Below are 15,264 nucleotides of genomic sequence, written 5' to 3'. Positions count from 1 at the left end.
CAAACCTCCAAACCATGAAACAAATTCAATTCCCTCATACACGGGCGCAGTAACCCATCCTCTTCCTGATGCAAGGCTATGCCGGCATTGAGGACCTTTTATAGATGCAGATTTCCTGAGCAGGGGCATAACGACAAAATGCCTGCTGTAATAACAATCAACAACAATTAGGTTAAGTTGGAAATTCCCCTTGTCTGTTGTTTGGTCGCAACAGCGAGGGGTTGGTTTTCAACTCAGCAATATCTGATATCACCGATATCAACCAAAACTTAAAACCAGATATATGAGAGAAAAACTACGCTATTCATTTAGAAATTTGGGACTGGGGATGCTCTGTTTGGCAGCAGCTCAACAGGGTGCTTTTGCCCAATCCCAGGATAGTACTTTCCATAAGAAAGCACTGAACGATTCTGCAAGGAAAGCAGTCAGGAGTTCTTATTCCTTTCAACAACCAGCCAGTGTCGTTCCGGTACTGTTCGGTACGCAACGCAGAGAACAGCTGCTGCAATCTCAGGGGGTTCTGAGCGGAAATGAGCTGCTTAGCTTTCCGGTAGCACAGATCGAAGCAGCCCTATACGGGAAATTCGCAGGTTTGTACCTGCTGCAGCCTTCGGCCAAACCCGGGGAAGATGCGGCCTCGGTTTCTTTAAGGGGAAGAAATCCATTGGTCCTTGTCGATGGGGTACCAAGAAATTTAAACAGCATTAACCCGGAGCAGATTGCCTCAGTTTCGGTATTAAAAGATGCATTGGCAACCTCTATTTATGGTATGAGGGGTGGCAATGGTGTAATCCTGATTGAGACTAAAAGAGGAAGTGTAGCGCCCCGTAAAATCTCTTTCACCGCACAAACAGGTATCCAGAAACAATTGAACCTGCCTTCTTTTTTAAATGCGGCAGACTACTCCACGCTTTTTAATGAAGCACTGGTAAATGATGGAAAACAACCGATTTATACTCCTGATGCGATACAAAAATACAGAGATGGTTCTGATCCGGTATTGTACCCTAATGTAGACTGGTACAATAGCATCCTGAAGAAAAAGGCAACTCAGCAACGTTATAACCTGAACTTTTCCGGAGGTAATGAGAAAGCACGTTATTTTGTAGACCTGGATTACCTGAGTCAGGATGGTTTTTTTGTCTCGGATGCCAAAAGAAATAGCTATGAGACGAACAATTCCTTTAAACGATATGGTTTCAGAACGAATATAGATGCAGACCTGACTAAAAATCTATTGCTTTCCCTGAACATTTTTGGAAGAATCCGGAATGGGAATGAACCGGGAGCTATAGATGCTACTTTATTGGGCCTTACCGGAACTGACCTGATTTATAACAACCTGTTAAGGACGCCTAATAATGCTTATCCGATGCTCAATCCGGATGGCAGCTTTGGAGGAAACCAGCAATTTACCAATAACTTATATGCACAGGTGGTTGGCTCAGGTTACAGACCTGCCTATAACCGCAATCTGGGCGTTGATTTCAGCCTGAAACAAAAACTGGATGCATTGCTGGATGGATTGTATGTAAAAGGTAAAGGATCGTTCAATACCTATTATTCAGAACTGATCAACCGCAGTAAATCCTTTGCTGTTTATCAATATACACCTATTCCGGGAGGAAACCCTGATATCATCAAATATGGTACAGATGGCTCCCAAAACAACAGCTCCACACAAAATGTAGCCAACAGGCAGATTTATGCGGAATTTTTAGCAGGCTATGACCGGGTTTTCGGAAACCATGAAATCAATGCTTCCCTGAATTATAACATGGATACTTTTGTCAACGGTGCTGATATGAGTATCGACAACTCTGCACTGGCAGCAAGGTTTCAATACAATTACAGCAAAAAATATTTCATCGAGCTGGTCTCTTCTTATATGGGAATGAACCGCTATCAAAAAAATCATCAATGGGGATTTTTTCCGGCTGCAGGATTGGGATGGGACCTTTCAAAAGAAGATTTTATGCAATCTTTCAAAAACTTAAATACCTTGAAATTAAGGGGAAGTTATGGACGTAGTGCAGACAATAACGGAGCCGGATATTTTGTATACGATCAGTTTTATAATGCTTCTTCCAGCGTATATTTTGGCAGCCCGGCAACTGGAAATGGTTCTATCATTGAAGCGGTTCTGGCCAACCCTAACCTGACCTGGGAAACTACCGATAAGCTGAATGTTGGCCTGGATATCGCCTTATTTCAAAACAGACTTCAATTTTCGGCCGAGTATTATCACAATGCTTACAGTGGTCTTTTACAACAAAGGGGAACCAATGCCAGTGCCATTATCGGAAACGAAAGACCGAATGAGAATATCGGAAAAAGAACTTATAGCGGGGTAGAACTGACAGCAGGTTATCATGGCCAGACTGGTCAGGTCAACTGGTTTGTAAATGCAAACGCCTCCATCAGCAAAAGTAAGGTAGACTACATGGATGAAGTCATCAGACCTTACGACTGGATGAAAAGAACCGGACTTCCGGCAGGCCAGCCTTTCGGAGTGGTGGCCGATGGATTCTTTCAAAATCAGGCAGAAATTGACAACAGTGCTAAAATAGATGGGTATAAAGCGGTACCGGGCGACATCAGGTATAAAGACCTGAATGGGGATGGAGTAATCAATGTTTTTGATGAACAGGCGCTGGGAAGCACAAAACCAATGGTTTTTTATGGACTTACTGCCGGACTTAATTACAAAGGCTTTGAATTTTCTATGGTCTGGAATGGCGTAAGCAATAGAAATGTATTTGTAAATGGCGCGGGTACCTACGAGTTTCAATCTTTTGGCTTAGGTGGTTCCGGACAGGCATTTGCTCATCACCTGGACCGCTGGACTCCTGCAACCGCCAGTACAGCTACTTATCCGCGTCTGACAGTAGGAAATAACATCAATAACCAGCGTGCATCTTCTTTCTGGTTAAAGAATGGAAGTTACCTGCGCCTGAAGAATGTGGAAGTGGCCTACTCTTTACCGCAGCGCTGGATCAGCTTCATTAAACTGGACAGGGCAAGGATCTTCGTCAATGGCAGCAACCTGCTGACCATTACACCATTGGAAAGGGTAGATCCGGAAGTAGTGAGCTGGGATTATCCAAATCAGCGTGTCTTCAATTTTGGAATCAACCTACAATTTTAAACCTGAAAATTAAAGCGATGAAGCGTATAAAAAATATAATTACAGGGCTGAGCTTGGTTGTCATCATAGCTTCCTGTTCCAAATCAATCGAAACCGAACCCCTGGAAAGAATAGGAGAAGATCTGGTTTTTGATCAAATAGATAAGAATGCAGATTATGCCAAGCAGTTTCTCAATGGTACCTATCTGCAATTGCCTGATGGATACAACAGGGTATTTGGGAACTTTCTGGATGTAGGTACCGATGATGCGGTATCCTCAGAGAATGGGAGTATCGTGGAGGGCTTCAGAACCGGACTGGTTTCGGGACAGAATGTGCCTGACAATACCTGGGCAAGAAATTATACTGGTATCCGCAGGGCAAACATGTTCCTGAGTAAAATAGACCTGGTACCTACTACACCTGAACTGAAAATACAATGGAAAGCAGAAGCGCGTTTCCTTCGTGCTTACTTTTATTTTGAACTGGTGAAAAGATGGGCTGGTGTGCCATTGGTCGGTGATAAAATATTTGGTCTTAATGATAACGTCAACCTGAAGAGAAATACAGCGGATGAATGTTATGATTATATCCTTTCAGAAATTGAGGCGGTAAAAAATCTTTTATTACCGGAAACAGTCACAGACCAGAACATCGGAAGAGCAAATAAAGGAGCGGCACTGGCTTTAAAATCACGCATTCTTTTGTATCGTGCAAGCCCTTTATTAAATCACAACGCTGATCCGCAAAAATGGACAGCTGCCGCAAATGCTGCAAAGGACGTGATGGAATTGGGCAGCTATGGACTGGGAACAGATTTTATAGCCTTGTTCAATGCGGTGAAGAATAAGGAAATCATTTTCATGAAAGAACAGGCGCAGAACCAGAGTGTTGAGCTCAGTAATGGGCCAATCGGGTATACGGAGGGGAATGGAACCACCAGTCCTACGCAAAACCTGGTAGATGCATTCCCGATGAAAAACGGCAAAATGCCACAGGAATCAGGTTCAGGATATGATGCCGCTGATCCTTATAAAAACAGAGATCCAAGATTTGGAGCAACGATTATGTTCAACACGACCCAGTGGCTGAGCAGACCTCTAGAGACTTTTAATGGTGGTCTGGACCGCCCGGGAGGAAGCAGAACGCAAACAAAAACAGGTTATTACCTGCGTAAATTTATGGGTAAGTTCGAAAATTCAGGTACCTATAGCAACCAGAATCACCATGTAATTCTGTTCCGTTATGCAGAAATCTTATTGAATTATGCAGAAGCAATGAACGAGCTCAATGGCCCGGTTAACGAAGTACTGGATGCCATAAAAGCGATCCGCAAAAGGGCAGGGATTACTGCCGGAACCGACGACAGGTATGGAATTGCCGCAGGCATCACAAAAGACCAGATGCGCAAGCTTATCATCAATGAACGCCGCATAGAAATGGCTTTCGAGGAGCAAAGGTTCTGGGACATCAGGAGATGGAAAATCGCGGAACAGGTGTTGAATAGCCCGCTGAAAGGGATGAATATTGTTAAAAATGTAGACGGGACTTTTAGCTATACCATATTGGATATTGCACCCGCCGTTTTCGATGCGTCGAAAAACTACCTTTTCCCGATTCCTTATTCGGAAATCCAGACCAATCCAAACATGACTCAAAATCCAGGATATACGTATTAATTCCCCCAAACAAACACAGAAATAATGAGAAAGATAATTCTTATATGCTTTATGCTGTGCCTGGGCACTATGGCATTCGCTCAACAATTGGTATTGAGCGGTAAGGTGACTGATAAAGATGGTGCTCCCATTCCCGGCGCAACCATTTTTGAAACGGCAAACCGCAAAAACGGAACATTCAGCAATAGTAACGGTAATTTCAGCCTGAAGATTGCCACAAAACAAGTCACCATAAGCAGTATTGGTTATGATACACAAACGATTACTGTAGGAAATGACCACGCCATCAGTGTAAAATTGCTCGACAACAATTCTCAGATGAATGAGGTGGTTGTAGTTGGTTTTGCGAAACAAAAGAAAATTACAAATACGGGTTCCATCGCTACCATTACCGGAAAGGAACTGCGTCAAAGTCCGGCGGCAAGTATCCAGAACTCACTGGCAGGAAGGTTGCCGGGATTGTTCCAGCAACAAACCAGCGGACAACCGGGAAAAGATGCAGCCAATATTTACATCCGTGGGATCAGCTCATTTGCAGGTAACAGCAATAGCCCTTTGGTAATCGTGGATGATGTGGAGTATCAATATGCGCAACTGAACCAGCTGGATCCGAATGAGGTGGAAAGCATCTCTATCCTTAAAGATGCTGCAACTACCGCGATTTATGGGATTAAAGGTGCGAACGGAGTAATTGTGATCACGACCCGCAGGGGAAAAGAAGGACCTGCAGTAATTACTTTTCGTACAGAAGCAGGTCTTCAGATGCCTACCATCCTGAGAAAGTCACTGGATTCCTATCAATCCCTGCAATTGCTTAAAGAGCAGGCCATCAATTCAGGATTGGATCCTGAAATTGCTTATCCTGGTCTGGTAAGTGATGAGGCGCTGGAACATTTCCGCCTTGGCGATGATCCCTTCCGCTATCCAAATGTAAACTGGTACGATGAAGTGATGAAAAATAGTGCCGTACAATTGCGCAATAACATCGACATCAATGGGGGAACAAATAGCCTCAGGTATTTTATTTCCGCCGGTTCCTTATACCAGAACGGAATCCTGAAGGATATCGACAGAAAAGAAGATTTTGACAACAATTATTATTTAAAAAGATACAATATCCGCTCTAACGTTGACCTGGATGTCAACAAAAATCTAAGTTTGAAACTGGATCTTTCTACCCGTTTCAGTGAGGTGAATGAACCGAATCTGCCTGATCCGATGGCAGGAGGTGCACTTCCTTTCTGGCGTAGGATTTCCAGTGGATTACTTGGCCCATGGGTGTATCCGGTGCGCAATGCAGATGGAAGTTATGGCGGGGTAAAAGGCGGATCGCTCAATCCGGTAGGTGCCCTGGAATATGGAGGATATAAAAGGAATTACAGCAATGACCTGAATGTGAACCTAAGTGCTGAACATAAGCTGGGCTTCATCACAGAGGGTTTATCCCTGAAAGGAGTCGTGGCCTATACCAATAAATCAGAATTCAACAGGCAGCTCACCCGCGGACGTTTTCCGGTGTATTCCCTGATCCCGGGAACGGATACCCTGGACCCGATTTATCCGGAGTTATTGAGAATTGAACCATTGGTGCGTTCGGGTGGTGATTATGAAATGCCTTTCCGCAGGTTAAACTTTCAGGCGATCCTGAATTACAACAGACAATTCGGACAACACAATGTATATGGTTTGGTGTTGACCAACCGGACAGGAGACATTAAGGGCTCTGATGCACCTGGCAACTTCCAGGGATATGCAGGTAGATTGGGCTATAATTTTAAATCGCGTTACCTGATTGAGTTTAATGCCGGATACAATGGCTCAGACCGTTTCAAATCTAAAAACAGGTTCGGATTTTTCCCTGCCATATCCGGTGGATGGAACATTAGCGAAGAACCCTTCTTTAAAGACAACATCAAAGTAATCAATTACCTGAAATTCAGAGGTTCTTATGGAACAGTAGGAAGTGACGAGGTAACGGGCAATCGCTACCTGTATAATGAGGTCTATACAGTTGCCAGTGGCGGTTATTATTTTGGGGAAAGTCCAACCGGACAACCAAGGGTAACACCGGGAACATTGGGCAATGATGATGTACGCTGGGAAAAGGAACGTAAAGCAAATATCGGGATAGACATGAAGTTGTTTAACAGCAAACTGGAAGTTACCGCCGATTATTTTGACCACCTCAGGTATGATATCCTGACCGCAAGGGAGACTGTTCCCGGATATACCGGCCTATCCCTGCCACCAGTTAACCTGGGAAAAGTAAGTAATAAAGGCTTTGAGGTAGAACTGAACCATAGGAATGCGATAAATGATCATTTTCAGTATTTCATCCGTGCCAACGCTTCTTTTGCAAGAAATAAAATTCTCTTCAGAGATGAGCCTGCTGCGGTAGCGCCGAACCTGAAAAGAACAGGACGTCCGGTAGGTCAGTTGTATGGCTATATTTCAGAAGGGTTTTATTACGATGATGCCGATGTGGCCAATAGCCCACAGGTATTGGGAAAAATCGTAAAACCTGGAGACCTGAAATACAAAGACGTAAACGGCGACGGGATTATTGATGGAAATGACATCACCGCGATCGGAAAACCGGAGACTCCGGAACTGACTTATGGTTTTTCTGCTGGGTTCAGTTATCGGAATTTTGACTTTTCTTTCCTCTTACAGGGGGCGGGGTTGAGCAGCATCAGCTCCAATACCTTGTTACAGATTGGAAACGTAAACGGAATACCGGCAGCGATTCACCTGAAACGCTGGACACCGGAAACCAGAGAAACTGCTGAATACCCAAGACTAGGAGGGGTAAGTTTTGATGCTTCCACATTCTGGTTGAGGCCTGCCGATTACCTCCGCTTAAAAAATATTGAGCTAGGGTATCATTTACCGAAATCTCTTACGGACCGCCTGCACTTAAAAGACGTTCGTTTTTACGCGAACGGGCTTAATCTGCTCACTTTTAATAAGCTGAAAATCTATGATGTAGACCCGGAGTCCAAAAGAGGAAGTGTAGAGGCTTATCAGAATTATCCTCAGATGAAGATTGTCAACTTTGGATTACAAGTAACATTTTAAGAAGAAACCATGAAAAGATTATTTAAATATACTATGATCGCTGCTGGTTTAGGTCTGGCAGTATGGAGTGCCGGATGTAAAAAAGCAACCGATAAAAGTTTCCTGGATCCTACGGATATCGGGCAGATCAATGAACAGACTGTTTTTGCAGATAGCGCCTTAAGTATTCAGTTTTTGAATTCTGTATATGGAGAACTCCACAGAACCTATTTTATGCAGAATGGAACCACAGGCGGGGGGATATGGGCTTTTTCTGATGCTTCTGATGATGGAGAAGCCCGCTGGTCAAGCGGTTTCTCCCAGGGTTTTAACCTGGCAAATGTGGCGGGGGGTGCAGACAATAGTTTTAGTCTGGCCACCTGGAACAATACTTATGCGATGGTGAGAAGGGTCAATGTATTCCTGGATAACATTGACCGTGCGCCGCTTTCTACCTTAAAAAAGACACGATTAAAAGCGGAGTCCCGATTTTTAAGGGCTTATGCTTACTATCATTTATTGAGAACTTTTGGTGGTGTTCCATTACTTGGGGATAAGAAATACAGCCTTAGCGATGATTTTTTATTGCCTAGAAACAGCTTCGCTGAGAACATGAGCTATATCGAGAAGGAACTGAATGAAGTGGCTGCGATATTGCCACTGGAACATTTACCTGAAGATTTTGGCCGGCCAACGAAGGGGGCTGCACTGGCGGTGAAAGCAAAATTATTGCTGATGGCCGCAAGTCCGCTTTACAATGAAAACAACCCGAACTCCGGACCGCTGAAAGCAATTCTCGGCTATGAAAGCTATGATGCCAGTCGCTGGAAAAAAGCTGCTGATGCGGCAAAAGACGTAATGAACCTTGGCCTTTACCGCCTGGTGGAAGACAATGCAACTGCTCCTGGTTATGGATATTATGATATGGGCATCCAGCGTAAAAATTCAGAATATATCTTCCAGATCATGATGAATACCGGACGCTTTTACGAGCAATACCTGCTGCCTGCATCACGTGGAGGCCAGAACTATGGAAATCCTACGCAGCAACTGGTAGATGATTATGCCATGAGCAACGGCAAGCTCATTACTGAACCAGGTTCAGGATATGTGGCAACCACACCATACCTCAACCGGGATCCCAGGTTTTATTATACAGTGATTTATAACCAGGCACCCTGGCTGGACCGTACAAGTCAGACCAAAAAACCGGTTGACCTGTATGCATTGGCTCCCGGCGATGGAATGGGAACGGCACCTTATAATACGGTAACCGGATACCTTTGGAGAAGGTTCTGTAATGAAAATGCGGGTGGAAATTATGGGGTAACCAGTCAGATTGGCCTGGTGGTTTCCCGATATGCAGATATCCTGCTGGAATTTGCAGAAGCAACAAATGAGTTTCAGGGACCAAATGCGGAGGTTTATCAGGCGGTTGAATCGATACGTAAACGTGCTGGTTTAATGCCTTTTGAGATTGCTCCAGGCATGAACAAAGAGCAGATGCGTGCGGTGATCCGCCATGAAAGACGCATTGAATTTGCTGCCGAAGAAGGACATCGTCTGTTTGATATCTTTAGATGGAAAACTGCGGAAACACTTTTAAATGGACCTATGGAAGGAATGCGCTGGACAAAAACTGGAAATACCTTTACCGGAGCCAGGACTACATTTGAAACGAGGAAGTTTAACAGTCCTCAAATGTATTATCACCCGATCCCGCTCAGAGAAATGAATAAAAACAACCTGTTTATTCAAAACCCGGGCTGGTAAAGAGTGGTAATAATAATTAACTTAAGGGTTCGGCCTTCGTTTCTGTTTAATGCAGGAACGAAGGCTGCTTAAGCTTATAAAAGGAAAAAAATGAGAAAAAGTTGGTTGTTTTTTATTCTGATTCTGGTATTCGGGTCTGCATCCGGACAAGAGGCTGCGCCCAGGAACTGGCTGATGGCCGAATTTAGCAAAGGTGCTGATTTTAGTCAGATCGAAACCTGGAGAAGGCAACAGCGCGAAGAAACCTTTAAAAAGATTGATGCCCTTCCTGAGCACTTAAAACTAACTTTCATCAAACGGGCTGAGCAGGCCAATGCTTATACCTGGCCTTCTTTGCCTGCCAGCTTGTATCTGGATTATAAACATACCGGGACGAGGACAAATTATGAGCAGTTGCAGTCTGAAAGAAGAAGAAAACTGTCTAACCTGGCCATTGCTGAGCTGATAGAAAAAAAAGGCCGCTTTATTCCTCAACTGGTAAATGGCCTTTGGCTGGTGCTGGAAGAGAGTACCTGGGTGGCTCCGGCACATGTGGTAGTGCAAAAACTGGGCGCTGATTTACCGGATCCTGAAGAACCATATATTGACCTGAATGCGGGCCGTACCGGAGTAACGGTAGCCATGATTCAACACTTGCTTGCCCCCGAATTAGGTGCTTATTCAAAAGTGATCAATAAAAGGATCCTGTCGGAACTGGACAGAAGGATTTTTCAGCCTTACCGGAAGTACAGTAACTTCTGGTGGATGGGCTTTAGGGGTAACCCGGTGAACAACTGGAACGCCTGGGTGAATACCAATTGTATGCATGCTGCATTGCTGACGATGAAAAGTCCGGATTCCTTATCCGTATTTACTGAAAAAGTAATGCGCAGTACGGATCATTTTATCAACCAATATCCCTTGGATGGTGGCTGTGATGAAGGCCCGAGTTATTGGGGCGAAGCAGGAGGAAAGCTGATCCGCTTATTGACCTTATTAAACAGTGCTACTCAGGGTCAGCTAGACTGGAAAGATAAACCGCTCATTCATGAAATGGGCAAATACATTTACAAGATGCACATTGCCGATGATTATATGGTGAATTTTGCGGATGCCACGGCACGTTCGACTCCGGATTTTGAGAGCATCTATCAATATGGATCACTTTTCGATGATCCGGTTCTGAAACAGTTTGCTGCCTTTCAGTTTAAGCAGGAAGGGCAGGAAATTCCTTCTTCTGATGTGACTTCTTTTGTCCAATCGCTGGGAATTTATTCAGACTTGTTGAAGGTCCCGGCTGTTGCACCTTATCCGAAGGTTTCCTTACTTCAGCAACTGCAGGTACTGACCATGCGTTCCGTTGAAGGGAGTACTAAGGGGATGTTTGTAGCGGTAAAAGGAGGGCACAATGCCGAAAGTCATAACCATAATGACATTGGTAATTTTATCATCTATATGGATGGCAAACCGGCCATCATCGATGTTGGCGTGGGGACTTATACGAGCAAGACCTTTAGTAAACAACGTTATGAATTGTGGAACCTGCAATCGCAATGGCACAATTGCCCGGAAATAAATGGAGTTCAGCAGTCGGATGGAAAGAAATATGCGGCACGGAATTTTGCGTACACACATCGGTCTGATCAGGAAAGTCTGCAACTGGATCTGGCCAATGCCTATCCAGCCGAGGCTGCGGTAAATAAATGGACACGCCGGCTGGATTTTTATCCCCGGAAAGAAGTGTTGACACTGGAAGAGCAGTATGAGCTGAGGGAATTCCTTGCTCCGTCGGTATTGAACTTTATGACAGCTGAACCTGTAGAACAACAGCCGGGAGAATTGATTTTCGGTAAAACAGGACTAGCCTTAAAATATGATCCTTCGAAATTTGAGACAAAAGTTGAAGAGCAGCCATTGGAAGATCCGAGGCTGAAGAAAAGTTGGGCCGAAAAAGTATATCGGGTACGGTTAATCTCTAAAAGCAAATTACTTAAGGATAGGGTGGTCCTTAAGTTTTATAAAAAATAATCATCTTATACCAACACACAAAAGAAATAATGAAAAGACTAATTATTGCAGCATTGGGTTTTGCAAGCCTGATTAATTTGCAACCGGTAGCTGCTCAGCAGGCCCCGGTTAAAGAAAAAGTGACGCTGTTGCATGGTTCACACCGGACAGGAAAAAGAACAGATGCCGCCATGGAAAAGTGGAGGGGCCATGGTCTTGGTCAGTTTATACATTGGGGCTTATATGCCATTCCAGGCGGGGCCTGGAATGGAAAACAATATAACGGAGCGGCAGAATGGATCAGGTCCTGGAACGGGATTCCGAAATCTACCTACGATTCCCTGAATTATAGTTTTAACCCGACTGCTTTTGACGCGAAGTCATGGGCGAAAACAGCGAAACAGATGGGGGCTAAATATGTCACATTTACGACTAAACATCATGATGGATTTTGCCTGTGGCCCAGTAAATACACGAAGTATACCGTGGCGAATTCTCCTTATAAAAAAGATATTGTAAAAGCGGTAGTCGATGCTTATGACCAGGAAGGAATTGATGTGATCCTGTATTTTTCTGTCATGGATTGGAATCATCCCGACTGGCGTTATGACATTAAAAGCAAAGAAGACAGCATTGCCTTTGAGCGCTTTAAGAAATTTACCCGCAATCAGCTGATCGAATTGCTGACGAATTATCCTACAGTTAAGGGACTTTGGTTTGATGGAACATGGGATACATCATGGGTGAAACAAGCTGCTTTTGCAGATGAACTGGAGACGGAAATGCGCAAGCTGCGTCCGGGACTGATAATTGGCAGCCGGTTCAGGGCAGATGAAAATGGAAAACGTCATTTTGATTCCAACGGAGTATTGATGGGAGATTATGAACAGGGTTGGGAAAGAAAAATCCCCTCCCGGATCGAAGATGTACATGGTAATGACTGGGACTGTGTAATGACGGTTCCTGAAAATCAGTGGGGCTATAATGCAGCCTGGAACGGGCACATTAAAACTGGTCTTGAGCTGATCGAAATGACAGCCCGCTGTGTTTCGCTGGGCGGTAATTTTGTGCTCAATTTTGGCCCGAAAGGGGATGGCTCCATTCGTCAGGAAGAGCTGAAGCTGGCGGCAGAAATCGGCGACTGGATGAAGATTAATCAGCAAGCCATTTACAATTGTGGTTATGCCGGTTATGATAAACAGGACTGGGGTTATTTCAGCAAAAAGACCGGAACGGATAAAATCTATATGCTGGTGTTCAATGTTCCGGTTTCCGGTGCCTTAAGAATTAAAACACCAGCTAAAACGGTGATCAAAAAAGCCAGTCTGCTGGCAGATGCAACAGAAACATTTACTCCGGAGCAGATCAGTGGGGATGAATATTTTCTGCACCTGAAAAAAGGAACACACCCGCAACCATTTGTCATTGTGCTGGAAACCGCTCCGGGACAACAAAGCAATGGGGTTAAATACGAGAAAGCTAAAATTTAAAAACGAAATACGGATATGATGATAAAAGGGGAGAGATCTTTTTTGATGTTTGCTGCATTTATGCTGCTGCTTAACCTGGCAGTAAGGTCGCAAACGAAGTTAAAAGAAGGGGCAAGAACAGTAATTGCAATAAATAACGACTGGCAGTTTAAAAAAGATGCCAACCGGAGGGATGCAGCTTTAACAGACCTGAAATGGAAAAATGTTACCATTCCCCATACCTGGAATGATAAGGACATCCAGTCTGGTAATGGTTTTTATGCAGGTGATGCGACTTATAAAAAGGAACTGCTTGCAGATGCGGGATGGGAGGGTAAAAGAGTATTTATCCGTTTTGAAGGAGTAGGTTCGGAATCCCGTTTATATGTTAATGACCGGCTCATTGGTGAACATAAAGGTTCTTATTCTGCTTTTGCATTTGATATTTCCTATGCATTGAAATACGGACAGAAAAATAAAATTGAAGTTCGGGTAAACAATCAGGAACGCGAGGATGTGATTCCGGTGAACAACCGTTTATTCCCAATATACGGCGGGATTTACCGGCCGGTATCGCTGATCATTACCAATAAGCTGAACATTGTAGTAACGGATTTTGCCTCGCCGGGAATTTATATCAGTCAGAAAAATGTATCGGCAAAGTCTGCGGAAGTGCAGGTAAAAGTGAAACTGGAGAATAAACTGGATAAGGCGGCGAATCTGACCTTATCTGCAAAAATCTATGATGCCAGTGGCAAAATCGTAAAACAGGAAGATGGTCCGATCAGCGTATCTACACAGGGAGAACAGATCTTTACCAAAAACCTGGATCTGACTAATCCACACCTTTGGAATGGAATTAAAGATCCATACCTCTACAGGTTGGTGGCAAGTATTTTAGATGGGGACAAGGTGCTGGATGAAGTTTCCCAGCCTTTAGGGCTTCGGAAATTTGAGATGAAGCCAGGCAAAGGCTTCTTTTTGAACGATCAGCCTTATCGGTTGCTGGGGGTATGTCGCCATCAGGATAAACAGGACGAAGGAAATGCTTTATCAAATGAGCAACATCTGGCCGATTTAAAGGATATTCAGGAAATGGGGGCAACATCGATCCGTTTTGCCCACTATCAGCAATCGGAATACCTTTATTCCAAATGCGATAGCCTGGGCTTTGTGATCTGGGCGGAAATTCCTTTTGTGAATGCCGTTTCCGGCAAAGAGGCTGCAAATGCCCAGCATCAGCTGAGAGAACTGATCCGTCAGAACTATAACCATCCTTCTATCTATGTGTGGGGACTTCATAATGAAGTGTACGGAAAAACTCCCGATGACTATACGGCTGTTTTGACGCGGGACCTGGATGATATTTCGAAAACGGAAGATCCTGACCGTTATACGGTCAGTGTAAGTGGTTATGGAGAAATGGATAGGCCTACCAATCTGAATGCGGACATTCAGGGAATGAACCGTTATTACGGTTGGTATGAAGGACGTATCGGAGATCTGGAACAATGGGTATCCGGATTGGAAAAGAAATACCCGGACAACAGGCTGGTACTCTCAGAGTATGGTGTAGAAGCGAATATTGATCAGCAGGAAGAAGTCAAAAGAGATACCGGCAACCCTTCGGGGCAGTTCTGGCCGGAAGCTTATCAGCAGAAGTTCCATGAAATTCAATGGGGAATCATTGAAAAACATCCTTATATCGCAGCTTCCTATATCTGGAATATGTTTGATTTTGCGGTGCCTCCTGCAAATGGTGGCGGGGTACCTGCCAGAAATATGAAAGGACTGATTACTTATGACCGTAAGGTGAAAAAGGATGCTTTTTACTGGTATAAAGCGAACTGGAACCCGGAACCTATGGTATACCTCACCGGAAGGCGACATACAAAAAGAACCAATGCCCTGACTACGGTAACGGTATACTCGAATGTGGGTGTACCGGTATTAACACTCAATGGTAAGAAGATCAATGGCGTTAAAAAAGGGACTACAGACGTTCATTATGTCTTTGAAAATGTGAAACTTCAAAAAGGAAAAAACCATATTGAAGCAGTAGCCGGAAAAGAGGATAAAGTGGTAAAAGACCAGATCGACTGGTCGTTTTAACCAATAAAAAAAACCACTGATAAAATCAGTGGATTTTTTTATGCTGAAATGATTCCAGGAA

At 44.1% G+C, this 15,264-nt stretch carries 7 protein-coding genes; all 7 read left to right on the top strand.

The genetic code is table 11. The features are described from left to right. The first annotated feature begins 283 nt into the window (after positions 1-283). Positions 284-3,148 (top strand): SusC/RagA family TonB-linked outer membrane protein, encoded by a 2,865-nt coding sequence (locus BFS30_RS03010; RefSeq protein ID WP_083251928.1) that lies wholly within the window; start codon positions 284-286, stop codon positions 3,146-3,148. A gap of 17 nt (positions 3,149-3,165) precedes the next feature. Next, positions 3,166-4,806 (top strand): RagB/SusD family nutrient uptake outer membrane protein, encoded by a 1,641-nt coding sequence (locus BFS30_RS03005; RefSeq protein WP_069377915.1) that lies wholly within the window; start codon positions 3,166-3,168, stop codon positions 4,804-4,806. A gap of 24 nt (positions 4,807-4,830) precedes the next feature. Continuing rightward, the gene (locus BFS30_RS03000) at positions 4,831-7,884 is read left to right on the top strand and encodes a SusC/RagA family TonB-linked outer membrane protein (protein WP_069377914.1); all 3,054 of its coding nucleotides are present in this window, start codon (positions 4,831-4,833) and stop codon (positions 7,882-7,884) included. Positions 7,885-7,893: 9 nt separating this feature from the next. Further along, positions 7,894-9,636 (top strand): RagB/SusD family nutrient uptake outer membrane protein, encoded by a 1,743-nt coding sequence (locus BFS30_RS02995; protein WP_083251927.1) that lies wholly within the window; start codon positions 7,894-7,896, stop codon positions 9,634-9,636. A gap of 90 nt (positions 9,637-9,726) precedes the next feature. Beyond that, entirely contained in the window at positions 9,727-11,643 is a 1,917-nt protein-coding gene (locus tag BFS30_RS02990) for a heparinase II/III domain-containing protein (protein WP_069377913.1), read from the top strand. 29 nt (positions 11,644-11,672) lie between these two features. Further along, positions 11,673-13,112 carry an alpha-L-fucosidase gene (locus BFS30_RS02985; protein WP_069377912.1) on the top strand — a complete coding sequence of 480 codons (1,440 nt, stop codon included), beginning with the start codon at positions 11,673-11,675 and terminating at the stop codon, positions 13,110-13,112. Positions 13,113-13,127: 15 nt separating this feature from the next. Further along, positions 13,128-15,203 carry a glycoside hydrolase family 2 protein gene (locus tag BFS30_RS02980; protein WP_208603025.1) on the top strand — a complete coding sequence of 692 codons (2,076 nt, stop codon included), beginning with the start codon at positions 13,128-13,130 and terminating at the stop codon, positions 15,201-15,203. The last annotated feature ends 61 nt before the right edge of the window (positions 15,204-15,264 follow it).

Source organism: Pedobacter steynii, from assembly GCF_001721645.1.
Lineage (GTDB): Bacteria > Bacteroidota > Bacteroidia > Sphingobacteriales > Sphingobacteriaceae > Pedobacter > Pedobacter steynii_A.
The sequence above is the reverse complement of the archived record's forward strand: the minus strand, read 5'-3'. Positions and strand labels throughout refer to the sequence as shown.

Excerpts from the sequence above, each read along its gene's own strand:
- BFS30_RS03010 (WP_083251928.1), top strand. The coding sequence starts at position 284 with ATGAGAGAAAAACTACGCTATTCATTTAGAAATTTGGGACTGGGGATG.
- BFS30_RS03005 (WP_069377915.1), top strand. The coding sequence starts at position 3,166 with ATGAAGCGTATAAAAAATATAATTACAGGGCTGAGCTTGGTTGTCATC.
- BFS30_RS03000 (WP_069377914.1), top strand. The coding sequence starts at position 4,831 with ATGAGAAAGATAATTCTTATATGCTTTATGCTGTGCCTGGGCACTATG.
- BFS30_RS02995 (WP_083251927.1), top strand. The coding sequence starts at position 7,894 with ATGAAAAGATTATTTAAATATACTATGATCGCTGCTGGTTTAGGTCTG.
- BFS30_RS02990 (WP_069377913.1), top strand. The coding sequence starts at position 9,727 with ATGAGAAAAAGTTGGTTGTTTTTTATTCTGATTCTGGTATTCGGGTCT.
- BFS30_RS02985 (WP_069377912.1), top strand. The coding sequence starts at position 11,673 with ATGAAAAGACTAATTATTGCAGCATTGGGTTTTGCAAGCCTGATTAAT.
- BFS30_RS02980 (WP_208603025.1), top strand. The coding sequence starts at position 13,128 with ATGATGATAAAAGGGGAGAGATCTTTTTTGATGTTTGCTGCATTTATG.